This window comes from Neobacillus drentensis (genome assembly GCF_036965645.1).
GTDB lineage: Bacteria > Bacillota > Bacilli > Bacillales > Cytobacillaceae > Neobacillus > Neobacillus drentensis_D.
Genome location: NZ_JBALPZ010000040.1, coordinates 26848 through 49506, shown reverse-complemented (window position 1 = coordinate 49506; position 22659 = coordinate 26848). Strand labels below are relative to the sequence as shown.

At 38.0% G+C, this 22659-nt stretch carries 25 protein-coding genes; 24 read left to right on the top strand and 1 reads right to left on the bottom strand.

Annotation, left to right across the window (positions count from 1 at the left end):
• The first annotated feature begins 5 nt into the window (after positions 1–5).
• Entirely contained in the window at positions 6–1064 is a 1059-nt protein-coding gene (fni, locus tag V7266_RS07815; protein WP_335467262.1) for a type 2 isopentenyl-diphosphate Delta-isomerase, read from the top strand.
• Between the two features lie 28 nt (positions 1065–1092).
• Here the strand turns inward: fni and V7266_RS07810 are convergent, their stop codons facing one another.
• Positions 1093–1239 (bottom strand): YpzI family protein, encoded by a 147-nt coding sequence (locus V7266_RS07810; protein WP_335467260.1) that lies wholly within the window; start codon positions 1237–1239, stop codon positions 1093–1095.
• Positions 1240–1345: 106 nt separating this feature from the next.
• Between V7266_RS07810 and V7266_RS07805 the strand changes: the two genes are divergently transcribed.
• From V7266_RS07805 to V7266_RS07695, 23 genes are all read left to right on the top strand, one after another.
• The gene (locus V7266_RS07805) at positions 1346–1954 is read left to right on the top strand and encodes a YphA family membrane protein (RefSeq protein ID WP_335467258.1); all 609 of its coding nucleotides are present in this window, start codon (positions 1346–1348) and stop codon (positions 1952–1954) included.
• Positions 1955–2300: 346 nt separating this feature from the next.
• Complete coding sequence (der, locus tag V7266_RS07800; protein WP_335467256.1) at positions 2301–3611, top strand: ribosome biogenesis GTPase Der; 1311 nt, start codon at positions 2301–2303, stop codon at positions 3609–3611.
• A 20-nt stretch (positions 3612–3631) separates the two neighbouring features.
• Positions 3632–4690 carry an NAD(P)H-dependent glycerol-3-phosphate dehydrogenase gene (locus V7266_RS07795; protein ID WP_335467254.1) on the top strand — a complete coding sequence of 353 codons (1059 nt, stop codon included), beginning with the start codon at positions 3632–3634 and terminating at the stop codon, positions 4688–4690.
• Positions 4691–4996: 306 nt separating this feature from the next.
• The gene (locus tag V7266_RS07790) at positions 4997–5182 is read left to right on the top strand and encodes a DUF2768 domain-containing protein (RefSeq protein ID WP_098532975.1); all 186 of its coding nucleotides are present in this window, start codon (positions 4997–4999) and stop codon (positions 5180–5182) included.
• Positions 5183–5216: 34 nt separating this feature from the next.
• Positions 5217–5927, top strand: a complete 711-nt coding sequence (locus V7266_RS07785; protein ID WP_335467252.1) for a hypothetical protein — start codon at positions 5217–5219, stop codon at positions 5925–5927.
• Positions 5928–6286: 359 nt separating this feature from the next.
• Positions 6287–7765, top strand: a complete 1479-nt coding sequence (gene spoIVA, locus V7266_RS07780) for a stage IV sporulation protein A (RefSeq protein ID WP_335467250.1) — start codon at positions 6287–6289, stop codon at positions 7763–7765.
• 360 nt (positions 7766–8125) lie between these two features.
• Positions 8126–8398: an HU family DNA-binding protein gene (locus V7266_RS07775; protein ID WP_007084878.1), complete on the top strand. Its 273-nt coding sequence runs from the start codon at positions 8126–8128 to the stop codon at positions 8396–8398.
• A 187-nt stretch (positions 8399–8585) separates the two neighbouring features.
• Positions 8586–9152 (top strand): GTP cyclohydrolase I FolE, encoded by a 567-nt coding sequence (gene folE, locus V7266_RS07770; protein ID WP_335467248.1) that lies wholly within the window; start codon positions 8586–8588, stop codon positions 9150–9152.
• 34 nt (positions 9153–9186) lie between these two features.
• Positions 9187–9423, top strand: a complete 237-nt coding sequence (mtrB, locus tag V7266_RS07765) for a trp RNA-binding attenuation protein MtrB (protein WP_335467246.1) — start codon at positions 9187–9189, stop codon at positions 9421–9423.
• A gap of 184 nt (positions 9424–9607) precedes the next feature.
• A complete protein-coding gene (locus V7266_RS07760; RefSeq protein WP_335467244.1) occupies positions 9608–10411 on the top strand; it encodes a heptaprenyl diphosphate synthase component 1 in 804 nt (267 codons plus the stop codon).
• Positions 10412–10414: 3 nt separating this feature from the next.
• Positions 10415–11119, top strand: coding sequence for a demethylmenaquinone methyltransferase (locus V7266_RS07755; protein WP_335467243.1), 705 nt, complete (start codon positions 10415–10417; stop codon positions 11117–11119).
• 42 nt (positions 11120–11161) lie between these two features.
• Positions 11162–12124: a heptaprenyl diphosphate synthase component II gene (gene hepT / locus V7266_RS07750; RefSeq protein WP_335467241.1), complete on the top strand. Its 963-nt coding sequence runs from the start codon at positions 11162–11164 to the stop codon at positions 12122–12124.
• A 111-nt stretch (positions 12125–12235) separates the two neighbouring features.
• A complete protein-coding gene (gene ndk / locus V7266_RS07745; protein WP_335467239.1) occupies positions 12236–12682 on the top strand; it encodes a nucleoside-diphosphate kinase in 447 nt (148 codons plus the stop codon).
• 168 nt (positions 12683–12850) lie between these two features.
• A complete protein-coding gene (gene aroC, locus V7266_RS07740) occupies positions 12851–14023 on the top strand; it encodes a chorismate synthase (RefSeq protein ID WP_335467287.1) in 1173 nt (390 codons plus the stop codon).
• Entirely contained in the window at positions 14024–15094 is a 1071-nt protein-coding gene (gene aroB / locus V7266_RS07735; protein ID WP_335467237.1) for a 3-dehydroquinate synthase, read from the top strand.
• A 19-nt stretch (positions 15095–15113) separates the two neighbouring features.
• Positions 15114–15488 (top strand): chorismate mutase, encoded by a 375-nt coding sequence (gene aroH / locus V7266_RS07730; RefSeq protein ID WP_335467235.1) that lies wholly within the window; start codon positions 15114–15116, stop codon positions 15486–15488.
• A 36-nt stretch (positions 15489–15524) separates the two neighbouring features.
• A complete protein-coding gene (hisC, locus tag V7266_RS07725) occupies positions 15525–16613 on the top strand; it encodes a histidinol-phosphate transaminase (protein WP_335467233.1) in 1089 nt (362 codons plus the stop codon).
• 33 nt (positions 16614–16646) lie between these two features.
• On the top strand, positions 16647–17753 hold the full coding sequence (locus tag V7266_RS07720; protein WP_335467231.1) for a prephenate dehydrogenase: 1107 nt from the start codon (positions 16647–16649) through the stop codon (positions 17751–17753).
• A 38-nt stretch (positions 17754–17791) separates the two neighbouring features.
• On the top strand, positions 17792–19081 hold the full coding sequence (gene aroA, locus V7266_RS07715) for a 3-phosphoshikimate 1-carboxyvinyltransferase (RefSeq protein ID WP_335467229.1): 1290 nt from the start codon (positions 17792–17794) through the stop codon (positions 19079–19081).
• A 101-nt stretch (positions 19082–19182) separates the two neighbouring features.
• Entirely contained in the window at positions 19183–20079 is an 897-nt protein-coding gene (locus V7266_RS07710; RefSeq protein WP_335467227.1) for a hypothetical protein, read from the top strand.
• A 26-nt stretch (positions 20080–20105) separates the two neighbouring features.
• Positions 20106–21371: a tetratricopeptide repeat protein gene (locus V7266_RS07705; RefSeq protein WP_335467225.1), complete on the top strand. Its 1266-nt coding sequence runs from the start codon at positions 20106–20108 to the stop codon at positions 21369–21371.
• A 35-nt stretch (positions 21372–21406) separates the two neighbouring features.
• On the top strand, positions 21407–21973 hold the full coding sequence (locus V7266_RS07700; protein WP_335467223.1) for a ReoY family proteolytic degradation factor: 567 nt from the start codon (positions 21407–21409) through the stop codon (positions 21971–21973).
• A 113-nt stretch (positions 21974–22086) separates the two neighbouring features.
• Positions 22087–22551: a YpiF family protein gene (locus V7266_RS07695; RefSeq protein WP_335467221.1), complete on the top strand. Its 465-nt coding sequence runs from the start codon at positions 22087–22089 to the stop codon at positions 22549–22551.
• Positions 22552–22659: the final 108 nt, after the last annotated feature.

Genomic DNA, 22659 nt, shown 5'->3' with positions numbered 1-22659 from the left:
TGTAAGTGTCAAGATCTGAACGAAAATGGGATCATATTCGCTTTGCCTTGGAAAATAGGCAAAATCGTTCTACAGTTTTCGACGATATTCAATTTATTCACCAAAGCTTACCGAATATCCGTGTGTCAGATGTTCGATTAAATGACGTAATTGGCGAACTTTCTTTAAGTTCGCCAATTTTTATCAATGCAATGACAGGCGGCGGTGGAGAAAAAACATATCGAATTAACAAACAGCTGGCAATCGCTGCAAAGCAAACAGGGGTAGCTATGGCTGTTGGTTCACAAATGTCTGCTATCAAAGATAAGCAGGAAAGATATACATATGAAATCGTCCGGAAAGAGAATCCAGAGGGAATTGTAATTGCTAATTTAGGAAGCGAAGCGACAATTGATAATGCTAAGTTGGCCATTGATATGATCGGGGCCAATGCCTTACAAATCCATTTAAATGTGATTCAAGAACTAACAATGCCCGAGGGGGATCGAGATTTCACCGATGCTTTGAAGAGAATTGAAAATATCTCCAGAAGGGTAGATGTACCTGTTATTGTTAAGGAAGTCGGCTTCGGTATGTCTAGGGAAACTGTTGAGTCTTTATTTGCTGTAGGAGCTGCATTTGTCGATGTGGGTGGTTCAGGAGGGACCAATTTTGCCGAAATAGAAAATAAGCGCAGGAAACAGTCTCTTCCGTTTTTTAATAACTGGGGAATCCCTACACCGATTTCAATCCTTGAGGCAGCGAGCGTTTCTAATGATAATCCGATTATTGGGTCCGGTGGTTTTTCCTCAAGCTTAGAAATTGCAAAAGGTTTAGCGATTGGCGCCAGTGCAATCGGTTTAGCTGGTTTCTTCTTGCAAATACTTGTAGAGGAAGGATTGGAGGTTTTAATCGAGGAGATAAACAACCTTCATATGGAATTAACGATGATTATGACTGCATTAGGTGCAAAGTCTATTTCGGACTTAAAAAAGGCCCCCCTCGTCATTTCAGGTGGGACCTATCACTGGTTAAATCAAAGGGGAATTGATACAAAACAATATAGCCAGCGTACCATTTTATAAAGCTCTCGCACCAGCGAGAGCTTTAACTTTATTTATCATATTTTCCATCGTTCAAATCTCTAGCTTCCTCAGGACTCGATAATTTTGTAGACCCAGCATAGTGTAATGCCTGATCACGATCTGACTCCACTCTTCTACTAGCTTTCAACTTTTTTTCTTGGCGGTCTTTTCCCATTTATCACACCTCCTCTTAATAAGATGATTCACGATTCAAATATTATTCAAGGAAGTATGAAAGTACATAAAGATTACCAATAATGAAAATAATAGGTGGTGAATGTATGGGTGGATTAATGTTTTATTGGATTTTTTGGTCATTTTGGGTGTATCTCACATTTTTGGTAGATAAGAAAAATCCATATCGGGGAAAATTATCTGCCATAATTTTAATTGTACTTCTTTTGTCCAATCTTCAGTTTCATCTTAGAGGATTCGACATTCATGCCAGTGGATTATTTTTATTAGTGATTTGCTATACTTTCATTAGTCAGGAAAAACAGAGAGCAATAATTTATTATTTTATTTGTTCATTAATTGTGTCAATTGGGTATGTGACCTTTCATTTATTTGAGATTTTTGACCCAGTATGGATTATTTTTAAAAAGGAATGGATGATGGGAATTTGTTTTGGGTACCTTTCGATTCTGCTGCAAAAAACTTTAAAAGGCCGATTGCTCATTACGATTTGCGGGACAATGCAAGGAGAATTTTTATATGCTTATACCTTAAGTAAGTTTCCCTTTCCTTATGAAATAGGCGGATTTGAATATCTTGATGTATGCGCGTTAATTTCAGCTTTACTCGTATGTTGGAGTGCACTTGAAAATGCAAGTACTTATATCCAAACACACTATCACTTTTTTGAAAAAGAAAAGCAAAAATCATCATAAATGGGTTGTTAGGAGAATCCTTTCCATTGCGGGAAAGGATTATCATTGTTAAAATAATTGAAGTTAGGCCCTTCTTGTTAACAGAAGGGTTTCTTTACTTAAGGCTATATTCGCATAGATTATTGTTTTTCGTACAAGTTCATCAACCCGTATAACTTGAGGTATCGTGGCATCTTTTCGTAACACATTTGCGAAAATTGCCTAGAAACTTAGTAAATGACCCGTATTAAGGACCAAAAACATCAAAGTTTACGAAAAGAGCCTTATTTACGTAAGAACTTTCAATTTGAATGATGCTAACTTATAACATTATAGTGAAATATATCAGAAAGGATGGCGATTTTATATGGTTAAACCTGTTATTGCCATTGTAGGAAGACCAAACGTTGGGAAATCGACGATTTTTAATAGGATTGTCGGTGAGCGTGTTTCCATCGTTGAAGACGTTCCAGGAGTAACTAGGGACCGGATTTATAGTTCAGGTGAGTGGTTAACACATGATTTTAATGTGATCGACACGGGCGGTATTGATATTGGTGATGAGCCGTTTTTAGAGCAGATTCGTCAGCAGGCAGAAGTGGCCATCGATGAAGCAGATGTGATTATCTTTTTAACAAATGGTCGTGAAGGGGTAACAGCGGCGGATGAAGAAGTGGCAAAAATTCTCTATAGGTCCAAAAAGCCAATCGTATTAGGGGTCAATAAAATTGATAACCCTGAAATGCGGGAGTTTATTTATGATTTTTATTCATTGGGATTTGGTGAACCAATCCCAGTCTCTGGGTCACACGGGCTGGGCCTAGGTGATTTATTAGATGAGGCTGCTAAACATTTCCCTAAATCCAAGCCAATAGAATATGATGAAGATGTAGTAAAGTTTTCCTTAATTGGGCGCCCAAATGTTGGAAAGTCTTCCTTAGTGAATGCCATTTTAGGAGAAGACCGTGTCATCGTCAGCAATATTGCCGGTACAACACGTGATGCTGTGGATTCACCGTATACTTATAACGGGCAAAAATATGTCATTATTGATACAGCTGGAATTAGAAAAAAAGGAAAAGTGTATGAGACTACAGAAAAATATAGTGTACTGCGTGCGTTAAGGGCTATCGAACGTTCTGATGTTGTATTAGTGGTCATTAACGCCGAAGAAGGAATTATTGAGCAAGATAAGAAGATTGCCGGATATGCCCATGAAGCAGGACGAGCTGTAGTAATTGTCGTTAATAAATGGGATGCAGTTGAAAAGGACGAGAAAACAATGAGGGAATTAGAGCAAAAGATAAGAGAACACTTCTTATTTCTTAGCTATGCTCCGATTGTTTTCTTATCGGCAAAAACGAAAAAACGAATTCATACCCTTATGCCTGTGATTAATACGGCAAGTGAAAATCATTCGATGCGGGTTGAAACAAGTGTGTTAAATGATGTCATAATGGATGCAGTAGCGATGAATCCAACGCCAGCCGACAAAGGAAAGCGATTAAAGATTTATTATGCAACTCAAGTAGCCGTCAAACCTCCGACCTTTGTTGTGTTTGTGAATGAACCGGAGTTAATGCATTTTTCCTATGAGCGCTTTCTTGAAAACAGGATTAGGGAAGCTTTTGGATTTGAGGGAACCCCAATTAAGATTTATGCAAGAGAAAGAAAATAATAAAAGGCAGGTGTTGGGTAATGCAGGAGGATAACAAAATAGCCGTAACTGTTATTGGTGCAGGAAGCTGGGGAACAGCCCTCGCTATGGTACTTGCAGACAACGGCCATGAAGTACGTTTATGGAGTCATAATGAGGATCAGGTAAGGGAACTTAATCAATCTCATACCAATCAAAAATATTTACCTGACATCATACTGCCAGAATTAATTGCTGGTTATGCCTCGCTACATGATGCTTTAATTGGAGTTGAAAATATTATTTTGGCTGTCCCAACTAAAGCCATCCGGGAAGTCTTAGGTAGCATCCGGGAAGTCCAGAAAGCACCACTCGTTATTACGCACGTGAGTAAAGGAATTGAGCCGAATACTTTATTGCGGATTACCGAAATCATAAAAGAAGAAATGCCAAAAGAGCTTCTAAAGGATGTTGTTGTTCTTTCAGGACCAAGTCATGCTGAAGAAGTAAGCCGTCGACATCCAACAACAGTTACCGTCTCATCAGAAAATATGGAAGCGGCTGTTCGTATTCAGGATCTGTTTATCAATCAAAATTTCCGTGTTTATACCAATTCAGATGTGATTGGTGTGGAAATTGGCGGTGCGTTGAAGAACATTATTGCCTTGGCTGCAGGTATCACGGATGGACTTGGTTACGGTGATAATGCCAAGGCGGCATTAATGACTCGAGGACTTGCCGAAATTGCCCGGCTCGGAACCAAGATGGGAGCGAATCCATTAACGTTCTCTGGATTAGCGGGAATTGGTGATCTAATTGTAACATGTACAAGCGTTCATTCAAGGAACTGGAAAGCAGGAAATATGCTTGGTAAAGGAAAAACACTCGATGAGGTTCTCAATAGTATGGGAATGGTGGTTGAGGGTGTAAGGACAACTAAAGCAGCATATCAGCTTGCACAAAAATATAATGTTCAAATGCCGATTACATCTGCCCTCTATAATGTCTTATTTAATGGTAAAAATGCTAAAGATGCCGTCGATGTCTTAATGTCGCGCGGCAGAACCCATGAAATGGAAGATTTAGTCAATGTCCTTGAGGAAAAATCTCTAGAAGAGTAAAAATGTGCTTTTTTCTTAAGAAAATAGGCGTTCTCATGATGCGTTTTTTCTCTAGGTTGCATACAATGCAACGAAGCAACCTGGTAGTATACGCTGGTGAATGGGTTATTTAGTCCAGAAGTGACTGAAGTAAAGAACTCGCCCCTCTTTACTTCAGTTTTTTTTATTTTAAGGCTCTGTTGATTGAAGCGGAAAGCGAGAGCCTGCAGCGGGAATCAACAGCCATATTTAGCAGGGCCTATTTAAAAAAATTTTTTTATGATAATAGCTATGATATAATTAATTCTCGAAAAAGGGGGAATAAAATTGTCACCAGCTATGATAAAGATGTGGATATCCATTGCAGGAATGGCTCTTATGTTTCTTGCCATTATTACGATTTATTTGAGCCGGTATAAGTTAAAAGGAATATTTCGAATGATTACAGCTATTATTGCTTATTTATTCATGATTGTTGCAGGATTGACCTTACTGATCGTTTTCTTTACTTGAAGTTTAAATCATACATAAATGTAAAGGTGATTTTATGAAAAGAAAAATGCTGTTTAGTTTTCTTTGGATTACAGCAGTCCTTTTATCTGGATGCATGTATCCTAAAGAGGAATTAACCCAAAACCAGGTGCCATATAAAGACCAAATTAATGCGGTACAAACGGCAGTAGATGACTTTCAAAAGGATAATGACGGTATCCTTCCCATAAAAACAAAGGAAGCAAAAACACCAATTTATCAAAAGTACCCAATTGAATTTAAAAAAATTGCCCCTAAGTATATGGCTGAGCCACCAGGTAACGCTTATGAGAGTGGTGGTATCTTTCAATATGTACTTGTGGATGTAGAGACTAATCCTACTGTTAAATTATTAGATTTAAGGATGGCAGAAACGATACGTGATATAAAATTAAGGATAAAAACAAATGGTTATCCTCCATATAAAAAAGAAATTTCCAAGAATGTATATACACTGGACTATTCAAAACTCGGGTTCAAAAAGGAGCCATATGTTGTTAGTCCATTTACGAATCAAAACCTCTCATTTGTTATAACTGGTGATGCTGAGGTTTACATTGATTATCGTCCGGATCTCTATCAAGTCCTCAAAAAGACTGGGAAGGAGCCGAAGCCAGGAGAGGATATACGATCTATTTTAGTGAATGATTCTATGTTTGTTCCTGCTTATTCCCTGCCTTATACAATTGATCCTAAGACAAAAGAACCTGTGTTTTTAGTGGAATAAGAAAACGGATAAGTCCCCATCTCTACTGCTAGAGAGCGTCCTGGGCTTTAATTTTTGTCATAACCCTTTTCCTATGAAATATATTGTAGGAGAAGGGTTTTTTTATACTTAATTATATAATGGAGATATGGATTTAATGTTCTCTCCGTATCCGTTAACCATAGTTAGAAACCCTCCATACCATTAAATGTTCAGAGCAAAACAGATATCAGGACATCAGAATAAATTTTAACAAGGGGGCAAAAAATTTTAGAAAAGTGTCATAAGGAGGTAGGACAACATCATAAATATATACTGTCCAAAAATACCTAATATGGATGATATTATCCCACTTTACTCTATGATCGGGAGGGGATCACTTGGAAAAGGTTGATATTTTTAAAGATATTGCCGAGAGAACCGGCGGTGATATTTATCTTGGAGTAGTCGGAGCAGTGAGAACAGGTAAATCGACATTTATTAAAAAGTTCATGGAGCTTGTTGTCTTACCGAATATAAACAGTGAAGCTGAAAGATCACGGGCACAGGATGAGCTTCCGCAAAGTGCAGCAGGTAAAACAATCATGACGACGGAGCCGAAATTTGTCCCAAATCAGGCGGCCACTGTGCATGTTGATGAGGGGCTTAATGTTAATATCAGACTGGTAGATTGCGTGGGATACACAGTACCAGGTGCAAAGGGCTATGAGGATGAAAACGGGCCTAGAATGATTAATACGCCATGGTATGAGGAGCCTATTCCATTCCATGAGGCGGCTGAAATTGGCACAAGAAAGGTAATACAGGAACATTCAACTATTGGAGTTGTGGTTACCACTGATGGGACCATAGGAGAAATTCCTAGAAGTAACTATATTGAAGCGGAAGAAAGAGTTATAAACGAGCTTAAAGAAGTAGGCAAACCATTTATTATGGTGGTCAATAGTGCTCAGCCATACCATCCTGCTACTGAAACACTTAGATCCAGTTTAGCAGAAAAATATGATATTCCTGTCATTGCGATGAGCGTAGAGAGCATGCGTGACAGCGATGTTCATAACGTTCTGCGCGAGGCGTTATATGAGTTTCCAGTACTGGAGGTAAATGTTAACCTGCCAAGCTGGGTCATGGTCCTTAGAGAGAATCATTGGCTCCGTGAAAGCTATCAGGAAGCTGTGAAAGAAACAGTTAAAGATATCAAGAGATTACGAGATGTTGATCGAGTCGTTCAACAGTTCAGTGACTTTGAATTCATTGAGAAAGCCGGATTAGCCGGTATAGAAATGGGTTCTGGAGTTGCTGAAATCGATTTAATCGCACCTGATGAATTGTATGATGATATATTAAAAGAAATCGTTGGAGTAGAAATTAGAGGTAAAGATCATCTCCTTGAATTAATGCAAGATTTTGCCCATGCAAAAGCAGAATATGACCACATTGCTGATGCGTTAAAGATGGTAAAACAGACTGGCTACGGGATTGCCTCGCCGACACTAACTGATATGAGTCTTGAAGAACCTGAAATTATCCGCCAGGGTGCTAGATTTGGGGTAAGGCTAAGAGCGGTAGCACCATCCATTCACATGATAAAAGTGGATGTCGAATCAGAATTCGCCCCAATCATAGGTACAGAAAAGCAAAGTGAAGAGTTAGTCCGTTACTTAATGCAGGACTTTGAAGATGACCCATTATCCATTTGGAATTCAGATATCTTTGGCCGGTCATTAAGTTCCATTGTTCGAGAGGGGATTCAGGCTAAACTGTCATTAATGCCAGAGAATGCAAGATATAAATTAAAAGAAACATTAGAGAGAATTATTAACGAAGGTTCTGGAGGATTAATCGCGATTATCCTCTAACTGTGGGACTCCATTTTGGAGTCCTTTTTTTAAATTTTCGCTAAATAAGCGCTAAAAATAAGTCAAATATAGCAGAATATTGATGAACAAAGAAAAGATTACCATTATTTCATGAAATCTTCTTGATATGCGGAAATGATTATGATAATCTTTTAACAGAATTACGTTATAGTGCCTGAACCCTTTATTTTATTGGGTTTTTATAAAAAAATAGATTTAGGTCTCCAAAGTAGTCAAATTGGATTACTTTGTTAATAAAACCTAGCTATGACGTATAGAAATTAGAAAAATTGTTTAGAAATGTAGATAAGTAATCTTATTTACGAATCTTGATAATTTCTTTGGGAGGAGGTGAATGGCATGAACAAGACAGAACTTATTAATGCAGTTGCTGAAGCTAGCGAGCTTTCAAAAAAAGACGCTACAAAAGCAGTTGATGCTGTTTTTGATGCGATTTTAGATGCTTTAAAAAATGGTGATAAGGTACAACTAATTGGTTTTGGTAACTTTGAAGTACGTGAGCGTGCTGCCCGTAAAGGTCGTAACCCACAAACAGGTGATGAAATCGAAATCGCTGCTAGCAAGGTACCAGCTTTCAAACCAGGAAAAGCGCTTAAAGATGCAGTTAAGTAATTACATAAATGATTGCTTTAAGCGGGAGCTTAGGCAAAAAGGTCATGGAGAAGTCCATGGCCTTTTTTCTTTCTCATAGGGTAAACATCAAGTTAAAACATCTATTTTTTTTGCTTGCAGTGAAATGATTGTGCTAATATGTATTTGTTGTTTATACTTAAAAGATATACTTTAGGAGGAATACGGTATGTCGGAAGTCAATCGTGCCCAAATCGAAGAGGCGGTACGTTTAATATTAGAAGCAATAGGTGAAGATCCAAATCGTGAAGGTCTACTTGACACACCTAAAAGAGTGGCAAAAATGTATGAGGAAGTATTCAGTGGTTTAAATGAAGATCCAAAGCAGCATTTTGAAACCATTTTTAGTGAAGACCACGAAGAACTTGTATTAGTGAAAGATATTCCGTTTTACTCTATGTGCGAACATCATTTGGTCCCATTTTTTGGAAAAGCGCATGTTGCTTATATTCCACAAAATGGCCGTGTAACAGGGCTTAGTAAATTAGCGCGTGCGGTTGAAGCAGTTGCTAAAAGGCCGCAGCTGCAGGAAAGGATTACGTCAACAATTGCAGATAGTATGATGGAAAAGCTTGACCCTCGCGGTGTAATGATTGTCGTGGAGGCGGAGCATATGTGTATGACCATGCGTGGTGTAAAAAAGCCTGGTTCTAAGACCGTTACAACGGCTGTTCGTGGAATTCTTGCAGATGATGCAGTGGCACGTTCTGAGGTTCTTTCCTTGATAAAATATTGAGAACAATTATTTCTTGACATTTGGAGTGATCAATTTGGAAAAGCGTAATCCACAAAATAGCGAATATGTTGTGATTAAAGCTGAAGATGATGGCGTTAGTGTAATCGGGCTAACAAGAGGCTCTGATACCAGATTCCATCATTCTGAAAAACTTGATAAAGGAGAGGTGCTCATTGCTCAATTTACGGAGCATACCTCTGCGATTAAAATTCGTGGTAACGCTAAAATTTTAACTCAATTTGGTGAAGTTGAGAGTGAACTTAGAAAATAGCCGCAATATAGAATGCTAAGTGTTTATTTTGTGAACACCTGCTCATATCAGACCTTTTATGTTATAATGGTCTCTGCCTTGTTTTATTATTGAGAAAGTAATTTTTCTTAATAGAGGCATGAAATTTTCATTCAAATAGACAATATAAAATACATAAAGTGATTACATCGGGGAAGCAAGGGTGATGATGGTGCATAACATTCGACAAAGATTTATAGCGATAAAAGAGCAGGTCGAAAAAAGGGTTTTGGATTCCTACTTAATTGAATACATAGAAACCCCAAAAATTGATGAGGAAAAGCTTTTAGCCCTCGTCTCTATTATGGAACCACTAGATCTGTCTTTTAATGAGATTCAAAACTATTCATTGTCAACGATGTTAATCCAAATTGCCCTTGACACCCATGATTACATATCCAGTGCGTCAATTGATGAGAAAAAACGCCAATTAACAGTATTAGCAGGGGACTATTTTAGCGGACTATACTACAAACTTCTTGCAGAATCAGAAGATATAAACATGATAAAATCTCTTTCAGCAGGGGTAAAAGAGGTAAACGAAAATAAGATTCTCGTATACCAAAGTAACCTTGATGGAATAAAGAGTTTAATGAATAGTATGAGAAGAATTGAAAGTTCTTTACTGACAAAAGTTACTGAATATTTTAAAGTGGAGTTTTGGAATGATTTCCTAAGTGACCTTTTATTATTTAAAAGGTTATTAGTTGAAAAGGACCAATATTTTCAATCAGGGTACTCTATTTTATTTCAATCATTGAAGAAGCTTTTTTACTCCGAAGTAAAATTGGAAGAACTATCAGTAGAACAACAACAGCGTTTAATACAAGCTTGCGATGAATATTTAGAACGTTTAAAACGTTCAATTGAAAAGCAACTTCCTAACATGAATGACTTCCTTGCACAAAGGGTCACAGTGTTGTTGGGGCAGCATCAGCCATATGCCAAATCTTTTGTGGAAGAAGGGTAAAACATGCAGCAATCGAAGGAACAGCGCGTTCACAATGTGTTTGAAAAGATATCTGATAACTATGATAAAATGAACTCGGTTATTAGTTTCCAGCAACACATCAAGTGGCGGAAGGATACCATGAGAAGAATGAATGTTCAACCGGGATCAAAAGCTCTCGATGTCTGCTGCGGAACTGCTGACTGGACCATTGCATTAGCTGAAGCAGTTGGCCCGACCGGAAAAGTTACTGGCCTCGATTTTAGCCAAAACATGTTAAATGTTGGGATAGAAAAAGTTAAGGAATTAGGTCTTGAACAAGTGTCTTTAATCCATGGAAATGCAATGGAACTGCCATTTCCTGAAAACAGCTTTGATTATGTTACGATAGGCTTTGGATTAAGGAATGTACCTGATTACCTTCAAGTACTAAAGGAAATGAAGCGGGTTCTTAAACCAGGCGGGATAGCGGTTTGCCTAGAAACGTCGCAGCCTACCTTAATAGGCTATAAACAGCTTTATTATTTTTACTTTCGTTATATCATGCCTATGTTTGGAAAACTGCTGGCGAAAAGTTACCGGGAGTATGCTTGGCTTCATGAATCGGCTCGTGATTTTCCAGGGATGAGAGAGCTTGCCAAGTTATTTGAAAAAGCAGGATTTAAAGATGTGAAATATAAACCGTATAGTGGTGGTGCTGCCGCTGTTCACATAGGTAAAAAAATTTAATCATCAAAAATGAAGACAGGATGAAAAGCAGGGTGAATACAAATGAAATTAAAAATGATGTATTCATTTTTGAATTCGGATATTAACATAATAGAAAAAGAACTTGAAGAGACCATCCAGCCGGAGTCTCTTCTTTTGAAGCAAGCTTCTATGCATACACTACAAGCCGGAGGAAAACGAATTCGTCCTGTTTTTGTTTTGCTTGCAGGTAAATTTGGTCAATACGACATCCATGTACTTAAGAATGTAGCTGTCGCATTGGAATTAATTCATATGGCTTCACTGGTACATGATGATGTTATCGATGATGCCGACCTTCGACGGGGACAGCCAACTGTCAAATCAAAATGGGATAACAAAATCGCGATGTATACAGGTGACTTTGTTTTTGCACTTGCCCTTGAATTAATGACAAATATCAAAAGACCTGAAGCTCATAAAATCTTAGCAAACACCATTGTAGAAGTAACTGTTGGGGAAATTCAGCAAATAAAAGATAAATATCGTTTTAATCAAAATCTAAGGGACTACCTTAGGAGAATAAAAAGAAAAACAGCCTTGTTGATTGCAGTTAGTTGTCAGTTAGGAGCTGTTGCTGCGGGTGTTGAAGTGCATTATCATAAAAAATTATTCAGATTTGGATATTACGTAGGAATGTCCTATCAGATTATTGATGATATTTTGGATTTTACCTCAACTGAAAAGGAACTAGGAAAGCCGGCTGGAAGTGATCTTCTACAAGGAAATATTACTGCCCCTGCTCTCTTTGCAATGGAGAATCCCCATATATTTAGTGAAATTGAAAAGGTACATGAAAATATGGGACCAGAGAAAATAGGACGAATTATCTCCCTCATTAAACAATCAGGTGCAATTGAAAAATCCTTCGCTTTAAGTGATCACTATTTAGATAAGGCATTATCTGTTTTAGAGGAGTTACCTGAAAATAAAGCCAAAAAGACACTAAAGGATATTGCTAAATATATAGGCAGACGAAAGTTCTAATTTCCTTTCAACTGCCATATTGCTAAATATTCAAAAAAATGATAACATTTTCATGGATTGTCGAATCAAACAATCAATATACATAAATCATTTTTTAGGGAGTGGTAATTCATGGAAAAAACATTTTTGATGGTAAAGCCTGACGGAGTTCAGCGTAACCTTATCGGGGAAATTGTAGCTCGTTTTGAAAAAAAAGGCTTCCAGTTAGTTGGGGCAAAATTAATGAGCATTCCAAATGAGCTTGCTGAAGAACATTATGGTGAACATAAGGAGCGTCCGTTTTTTGGAGAGTTAGTTGATTTCATCACTTCAGGACCTGTTTTTGCGATGGTTTGGCAGGGAGAAAATGTGATTGCAACAGCCCGACAAATGATGGGATCTACTAATCCTAAGGACGCAGCCCCAGGAACAATCCGTGGTGATTTTGGCCTTACTGTTGGTAAGAATGTTATTCACGGATCGGATTCTCCCGCAAGTGCGGAACGTGAAATTGGTTTGTTCTTTAAAGAAGCTGAAGTAGTTGATTATTCTAAGTTAGTGAACGAGTGGATTTACTAATTTTTTCTGGAGAGGCACTTGTATGACAATATACAAGTGCTTTTTTTGTATCCGATTACAATAAAATTTAATCCTATTTTCTGAATAGTAGTACTATGTTTATTTTGCTCAATATGTTATATTGATAAATAATTCTTTAATGAGTTGAAGGGGGAAAGAGCGATGGGAATGAGATATTTAACAGCAGGAGAATCCCATGGGCCGCAATTAACGACAATTTTAGAAGGCCTGCCAGCGGGAATGCCGCTTCGCGCTTCTGATATAAATGATGAATTAGCGAGAAGGCAAAAAGGTTATGGCCGGGGAAGACGAATGCAAATCGAAAAGGATACTGCAGAAATTGTTTCAGGTGTTCGTCATGGACAAACCCTTGGTTCACCGATTGCACTAGTCGTAAAGAACGATGACTGGAAGCATTGGACAAAAATTATGGGAATTGAAGAACTAGAAGAAGGTCAAGAAGATGAAATCAAGCGGAAGGTGACAAGGGCAAGACCTGGCCATGCAGATTTAAATGGTGCCATTAAATATGGTCACCATGATATGAGAAATGTCTTAGAGCGTTCTTCAGCCAGAGAAACGACTGTTAGAGTTGCAGCGGGTTCAGTGGCAAAGAAGCTATTATCATTACTTGGTATCGAGATTGTAGGGCATGTTGTCGAAATCGGCGGTGTAAAAGCATCTGTTGACCCTAATCTAACGATAGAAACATTGAAAGAAGTGACAGAAGTATCACCTGTTCGGGTTGCTGATCCCAATGTGGAGCAGGCGATGATGGATGCTATCGACGAGGCAAAGAAAAATGGAGATTCCATTGGCGGAGTAGTGGAAGTTATTGCAACAGGAATGCCTGCCGGAATTGGAAGCTATGTTCACTATGATCGAAAATTAGATGGCAAATTGGCAGCAGCTATTATGAGTATTAACGCCTTTAAAGGTGTTGAAATAGGAATTGGTTTCGAGGCGGCAAGATTGCCTGGAAGTCAAGTCCATGACGAAATTGCTTGGGATGCAGAATCAGGGTATTATCGTAAGACCAATCGGCTCGGAGGTTTTGAGGGCGGCATGACGACCGGGATGCCTCTTGTAGTACGAGGTGTTATGAAACCAATTCCTACACTATATAAACCACTGATGAGCGTCGATATTGAAACAAAGGAGCCATTTGCGGCCAGTGTGGAGCGGTCTGACAGTTGTGCAGTACCGGCTGCTGCAGTCGTTGCTGAGCATGTTGTAGCATGGGAGCTTGCTAACTCCATAATCGAACAGTTTAACAGTGACCGGTTTGATACCCTTGTCGATGAAATTAATAGACATCGTGAATATGCGAGGGAATTTTAAATGGAAACCATTCAGATTCAAACGGAATCGAAGCAATATCCAGTTTATGTAGGGGAAGGAATTAGAAATGAACTTTGTACATTCCTGACAAACCATTTCCCTGATTTAACAAGAATATTAATTGTTACGGATGAAACGGTTGCAAAGCTCCATCTTGAAAAATTACTTCAAGTGCTAAAACCTTGGGAACCAATCATTTTTACTGCACCAGCAGGTGAAAAAGCAAAGACCTTCGAGGTATATTACGAGGCCTTGACAACCGCTCTAGCCAATCGTTTAGATAGGAAATCTGTTGTTCTCTCCTTTGGAGGTGGAGCTGTTGGTGATCTAACTGGATTTGTAGCAGCTTCTTTTATGCGTGGTATTCCTTTTATTCAAGTGCCTACAACCATTCTTGCCCACGATAGTGCAGTTGGCGGTAAGGTTGCAATCAATCATCCACTTGGAAAAAATATGATTGGGGCATTTTATCAGCCTGAAGCAGTATTCTATGATCTTGAATTGTTAAATACGCTTCCCATGCATGAAATTAGATCTGGGTTTGCGGAGGTTATTAAACATGCCCTTATAGCAGATCCTCCATTTTACGATTGGCTAAGGTCAAATGTTTTAGATTTAAATGTCATAACAAAAGAACAATTATCTGCTTCTCTTGTACAAGGAATAAAGATAAAAAACAAGTTCGTATCGCAGGATGAAAAAGAAACAGGGGTCCGAGCCTTTTTGAACCTAGGTCATACGCTAGGACATGCAATCGAAGCAGAAATGGGATATGGAAAGTTCACCCATGGTGAAGCAGTAATGATTGGGACGATCTTTGCCTTGAAATTAAGTAATACCTTATTAAGTTTAAATTTTAATACAAAAGAATTTATTGATTGGGTGACAACGTTGGGCTATGAAACCACAATACCTAAACAATTATCCTTTGAACGCTTGATAGCGAAAATGAGACAAGATAAAAAATCTGTTGGGGATACAATTCGTTTTGTTTTACTTGAACAATTGGGTCATCCATTGCTGCAGGAAGTAACAGAAGAAATATTATGGGAAGAGTTGAAAAAATACTAATATAAAGGGAGAATGTTTTATGATCAGAGGTGTGAGGGGTGCCACGACGGTTACTGCTAATTCTGAAGAAGCTATTATTACAGCGACCGAACAGCTTTTTGCTAAATTAATTGATGAGAATCAAATTCAACCGGATTCTGTCGCTTCTGTATTAGTTTCAACAACAGAGGATATTGATGCTGCATTTCCGGCTAAAGCATTGCGGAAATTTCCAGGCTGGACGTATGTACCGGTGATGTGTATGCGGGAAATGCCTGTTCCTAACTCTTTGAAGATGTGTGTGAGAGTAATGATGCATGTCAATACAAATGTTACACAGGAAAAGATTGTCCATGTATATCTAAATGATGCACAAGTGTTAAGGCCTGATTTAAACACCAGCCTGGCACAATAGGAGAAACCAACTTTTAAAGCAAACGGGGTGTAGAATATGAGATGGAAAGAACAGTTATTATCACTGACTCCATATCAACCAGGAAAGTCAATTGATGCGGTAAAGAAACAATTTAATCTAGAAAAGATCGTAAAACTAGCCTCCAATGAAAATCCATTTGGGTGTTCAGATTCAGTTCATTCAGTCCTAAATTCGAATCCAACTAGTCTGGCTATTTATCCTGATGGCTATGCGACTAATTTAAGAGAATCACTGGCATCCTTTTTGGAGGTTGAAGAGAACGAACTTATTTTAGGAAATGGCTCAGATAATTTAATTCAAATGATCTCAAGAGCTCTTTTACATCCAAATGCCAGTACAGTGATGGCTCATCCGACCTTTTCACAGTATAAGCACAATGCTGTAATTGAAGGAGCAATAATCAAGGAAGTTCCACTTGCAAGCGGGGAGCATGACCTAGATGCAATGTTAGGCGCCATTGATGAACAAACGAATGTTATTTGGGTCTGCAGTCCTAATAATCCGACAGGTACATATATACCGGAGCATAAATTAATAGCGTTTCTCGAAAAAGTACCGCCGCATATTCTAGTGGTTCTTGACGAGGCTTATTATGAGTATGTAGTCGCAGAGGATTATTATAATTCTATTAGTTTGACTCGTAAGTTCGATAACCTAATTGTATTACGAACGTTTTCAAAAATTTATGGTTTGGCAGCCTTAAGAATTGGTTATGGGGTAGCTAATCCTGCCATTATCAAGGCTTTAGAACCTGCAAGAGAGCCATTTAACGTTAATTCTTTAGGTCAGTTAGCAGCGAGTGCAGCAATTAAGGATCAGCAATTTGTCGAAGATTGTAAAGAAAAGAATAGACATGGAATTGCACAATTCTATAAATTTTGCGAACAGCATAATCTTGAATATTATCCTACTCAGACCAATTTTATCTTAATAGATTTTAAAGTGGACGGAGATAAGGTTTTTCAATATTTACAAGAAAGAGGATATATTGTCCGTTCCGGAAAAGCGCTTGGTTTCCCAACCTCAGTAAGAATTACGGTTGGCTCGGCAGAACAAAATGATGGTGTTTTACAGGTATTAAGCGAATTTCTTGGGGCGATCTAAAAATTAATTATTCTCTAACTAGGGGGATTGACATTGAGGGGCCGGGTTTTTGTCATTGGCTTAGGATTGATAGGTGGTTCCTTAGCATTATGTATTAAGAAGGAACATATTGAGTCCCAAATAGTTGGATTTGATATTAACCATGAACAGGCGAGGCTTGCAAAGATGCTTGGAGTCATCGATGAAATAGCTGATAGTATTCAAGAAGGGGCGATAGGAGCCGATTTAATTATTATCGCTGCTCCAGTTAATGAAACAAAGGAAATCATCCACCTCCTATCTGAACTTCCACTTAATCCAGAAGTGATTGTGACAGATACAGGCAGTACAAAGGGGAAAATTGTTGAGAGCAGTTTAAGTTTAGCAAAACGCGGATTTACTTTTATTGGCGGCCATCCAATGGCTGGCTCACATAAAAGCGGCGTCTCAGCTGCAAAGGAAATTTTATTTGAAAATGCCTTCTATTTGTTAACTCCTGAAGATCTTGTGGAAAACTCTAAAGTGGAAACGCTAAAAGAGTGGTTAATCGGGACACACGCTAAATTTTTAACGATTACTCCGAAAACACATGATTATCTTACAGGTATCGTCAGCCATTTTCCGCATATCATCGCTGCATCGATTGTCCGGCAAACGGAAAGACTCTCTGAATCGGAGAGTCTAATCCCGCGTCTTGCTGCAGGAGGCTTCCGCGATATTACTAGGATTGCATCTAGCAGTCCTGAAATGTGGAAAGATATCTTACTTCACAATCGTGAAATATTAATAGAATTACTTAATCATTGGCTTTCAGAAATGAATGAGGTCAAAACTTTCTTAGAACAAGAAAACAGTGCTGCTATTTACAACTATTTTAGTCAAGCAAAGCAGTTCCGCGATGGGCTGCCTCAGAAAGAAAAAGGGGCTATTCCTTCATTTTATGATTTGTACGTGGATATTCCGGATTATCCTGGGATAATTTCAGAAATAACGGGTTATCTAGCAAAGGAACATATTAGCATCACTAATATTCGCCTCTTAGAAACACGTGAAGATATTAATGGAGTTTTAGTTATCAGTTTTCAGACAGAGGAAGACCGTCAAAGGGCTGAGCGGTGTATAGGCAGTTACTCCACCTACGAAACTTCAGTAGGTACTTAACCGTTTAAAAATTATGGAATAAAAAAAGGTGATTTTTGATGGAAACATTAAAACTTAAGACCAACGTCAATCGTTTAGTTGGTGATGTAACAATCCCAGGGGATAAATCTATATCCCATCGCTCTGTCATGTTTGGTTCTATCGCCCATGGCGAAACAAGGGTAACTAATTTTTTGCCAGGTGATGATTGTTTAAGTACGATAGCTTGCTTTCGAAAACTAGGGGTAACAATTGAGGAATCAGAAGAAGGGCTTCGAATTATAGGAAATGGCTTTGAAGGATTAACAGAGCCCTCCGAGGTTTTAGATGTAGGGAACTCTGGGACAACGATTCGATTATTGATGGGCATATTAGCAGGCAGACCTTTTTTCTCATCTCTTGTGGGTGATGCTTCGATTGGTAAGAGACCCATGACAAGGGTTACGGTCCCATTGACCCAAATGGGTGCCAAACTGGATGGGCGAAAAAATGGAGATTTTACACCGATTTCTATCCGTGGAGGCCAATTACAGCCTATTCAGTATAAACTCCCAGTCGCAAGCGCGCAGGTTAAATCTGCACTTATTCTTGCAGGATTACAGGCAGATGGGATCAGTACCATTATTGAGCCAGCGGAGACTCGTGATCATACAGAAAGAATGATTCGACAATTTGGCGGTGAAATCACAAAAGATAATTTGACAATAAAGGTAAACGGTGGACAAAAACTAACAGCATCCACCATTCATGTTCCTGGTGATATATCCTCTGCGGCGTTTTTCCTTGTTGCAGGTGCTATCATCCCTGGCAGTGAGATTGTCTTAAAAAATGTTGGGCTAAATCCAACTAGAACCGGGATTATTGAAGTTATGCAAAATATGGGTGCGGAATTAGAGATTGTTCAAGCGGAGACCAATGATATTGAACCCGTTGGGGATCTCATCATTAAAAACTCTAACCTGAAAGGGACAGTAGTGGAAGGTAACTTAATTCCAAGACTGATAGATGAAATTCCAATCATTGCCCTCCTTGCAACACAAGCAGAAGGGACAACTATCATCAAAGATGCTGAAGAACTAAAGGTAAAAGAAACAAATCGAATTGATACAGTTGTTCAGGAATTAAAAAAATTGGGCGCTAATATTGAAGCGACCCATGATGGTATGGTTATCCACGGGAAATCCAAGCTAACTGGCGGAAAGGTTTCTAGTCACGGTGACCATCGAATTGGCATGATGCTGGCAATTGCTGCTCTTTTATCTGAGAATGCAGTAGAACTTGAACAATCCGAGGCAATTTCAGTTTCTTATCCAAACTTTTTCAAACATTTAAATACCCTTATCCGCTAAAGCTGCCTTGTGCAGCTTTTTCTTTTTACCGGCTGATTAAAGTTATAAATTCTAAGTTTTTAGCATAGCTTGTCTTAAGAAAAGTAAATAGGTGGTGGATGATGTATATTATTGAAAATGCCCATATACTTAAGGACAAGCAGCTAACTATATGTTCGCTTTTCGTTAAGAATGAACAAATAACGATGGTCCAAAAATGTACATCTCATGATCAGTTTATGAGAATGGATTTAGAGCCCTATATTATGACCCCTTCTTATGTCCTTTTAAGTTCAACCATTCCTTACAAAGGTTCCTTTGCTGCTTTAAAGAACTATATAATTGAACATTTTTTATTCAAAGGATCTACCACCATTTTTACTTATGTTGACTTATCTTTTCAAAAGGAATTGTCAGATAAATTAAACGAAATCAAGAACGCCTTAATCAGCAGTCCGATTGATTTTATTATTGGGGTGAAAATTCCCCCAAAACTAATTACTCCCTCATTATTAAGAAGTTGTAAAAAATATAAAATTCCGGCCATTTTTATTGAAATAAAGGAACTTGATGAACTAGAGGGAATTCCGTGGGGCTGGATTAGAGAAGCTATGTTTCCTTTTAACAGTCCACTAATTCCAATAATTTCTTCCTTAGAAAAGAAGGAAGCTAGGATGGTTCTGTCGAAATGGAAAGATATCATGATAAAAGAAAAAATTCCTGCCCTTTACGAAACAATTGAAGAAAATGCCCCTATACCGATTTCTATTCAAAATAAGATTGGCCTTTACCCCCAAAAAGGAAGCTTTATGACGGGGACTGAATTAAGCTATAATTTATATCTAAAGTCAAAAGAAATCATGAAGGTTGATGAAGAAAGTTTATTTCATTATCATAGTAATAGACTTGTTGTAACTGTTCACAAAGGAAAGGTGATCCGCTCTGGCGATAAAGTTTTATTTAGTCCAGGTAGTGGAGAATATGTTAAGGTGCGAACCCCATCTTATTTTTCTTTGTAAATCTGGGGAAGTAGAGGTATATTCCAATGGAACGTGTAAATAAAATTATTCAAATGTTAGAAAACGGCCAACATAAAGAGGCATTAAGTGAATATAATGATGTATTACAAAGCGGTAATCCGGAAGAAAAATTTCTTCTCGGCGAAGAACTTTATCACTATGGGTTCTTAGAAGAGGCAAAGGCATTAATTGAAAGCTTGTTAAAAACTTATCCTGAAGAAGGCGAACTCCTTGTCCTGCTGGGTGAAATATTGGTTGAAGCAGGTCAAGAGGAAGAAGCAATTCTGGTCCTAGAGAGAATTTCAGAACAAGATGCCCATTTTGCACAGTCACTATTATTACTAGCTGATCTTTATCAAATTCAGGGTCTTTATGAAGTATGTGAAAGAAAGCTGTTAAAAGCAAAAGAGCTCCTGCCTGACGAGGTTATTATTGATTTTGCCTTAGGTGAACTATACAGTGAGCAAGGTGAGGTTATTAAAGCCAAGAATGCATACGAGCGAGTTTTAAGGGAAGAGGATGAAATTGCTGGAGTTAATATTCATGGAAGAATGGCTGATTTATTAAGTGCCTCAGGTGCCTTTGAGGAAGCTCTCTCTTATTATGATCAGGCATTGAAAGAAAAGTTAGAGATTAATACTCTATTCGGCTATGCTTTCACGGCACTTCAAGCAGGATACAACCGTACTGCAATTGAAAAGTTTAATGAATTGAAAGAGCTTGACCCGGAGTACCATTCCCTATATCTGCATCTTGCTAAGGCATACGAGCGGGAAGAAGAACTAGAAAATAGTTTACAATCTATTAAAGAGGGCATTAAACAGGATGAATTTAATAAAGAGTTATTTTTCTACGGCGGTAAAATGTGTTTAAAGCTTGGAAATGAAGAGGAAGCAGAGCACTATTTCCGTGAGGCTCTTGCACTCGATCCAGGATTTATGGAGGCAGCCATTACTTTAAATAAGCTTTTTTTTCGGCAGGAACGGTTTGAGGATGTAATTGAATTAATTGCCCAGCTGGATATCCATGGTGACGAAGAACCACAGTTACTCTGGGATGCAGCCTTAGCCTACGATAAACTTGAAGAATATTCTTTCGCATTAGACAAATATGAAAGTGCATATACTTTTTTTAAGAGTAATGAAGCATTTTTACAGGATTACGGATATTTTTTAGTAGAAGAAGGAAAAAACCAACGCGCCGCCGAAATTTTTAAACAGTTGTTAATGGGGGATCCAACGAACGAGGAGTATCTGGATTTGCTTGAACGTATTACTGATGTGAACAATTAAAAAAAAAGCTGATTATGCAGAGGAGGGAAACTAACATGACAACCCCTGTTTCTGTCAACGAGAAGAAGGATTTTATTCGCTGGTTTTTAAATCACTATCAATTAAAAAGAAGAGAATGTGTTTGGATTTTAAACTATCTAATGAGCCACGACCAATTAATGGAAAAGGTACATTTTGTTGAGCAAGCACAGTATTGTCCACGGGGTTTGATAATGTCTACACACTGTGTTGATAAAGTTCCGTTTCGTTTTTATAAAGAAAATGTTATGACAACAGATGCTGAAAAATCCTTTCATGATATAAGACTAAACCGAGACGAGGATATATTTATTCAGTTGAATTTCCATGCCTCTAATCAGGCACATCAGTATGCCGCAGTTTTAGAGGAAAATCCGTTTGTTCCCAAGCATTTACAGGTAAACGAAAAAGATGGAATCATCGCAGAAGAGTTATTGCAATACAGCATTGAACGTTTTCAACGTGAAAAACTATTAGAGCTAATTGATGAAGCACTTGATAAACAGGATCAGCCATTATTTAAAGCTCTTACCGAGAAATTAAATAAATTATCTCAAACTCAAAAAAAGGGAAGTCTGCGCTAAGCTGGCTTCTTTTTTTTTAGAGTTGAATAATTTAAAATATTCTACTTTATCTTTTATAATTTTGGGAGATAATGTTATGATAGAACTAGTGAATCAAAAAGGTTGGTGTAAAAATGAAATGGATACCTCAAGAGGTTGAAACATACTTAAACGCAAAAGAGTATGTTGATACTGCGGTTATTCCAGTTTACTCTTTATCATTTGGGGAGGAGATGAAACAGTCGGCAGCTGCATTTGAATTTATATCGCTTTTGACAGGTTATCTCGAAAAGCAATTCACAGGAAGAATCTTATTGTTCCCACCGTTTACCTATCTAAAAAGCGATAATATGGAAAATGTCATCGACGAGTTAATAAAATGGGAAAATGTGGTTTTACAAAGTGAATTTAAACATCTATTATACATAACTTCTGAGTTGGATTGGCGTATGTACGAAAATAGAGTAGGCGGTTCCTTAATATGGCTTCCGTCCCTTCCGCTCGGAAACATGAGTGAGCCTCAAAAAGTTGAGGTTATTGAAAGTCAAGTCAAGCAGTTATTATCGATTTTCACACAGAAATGGAGTATTAACGGGTAAAACCATTCATATTATATGTTTTTAAAATAGTATGATATTGACCTTGCTACAAGATTGATATATCATTGTTATGTCCTAGTTTTATATGTGTTTAAATTGTGTCCGTTG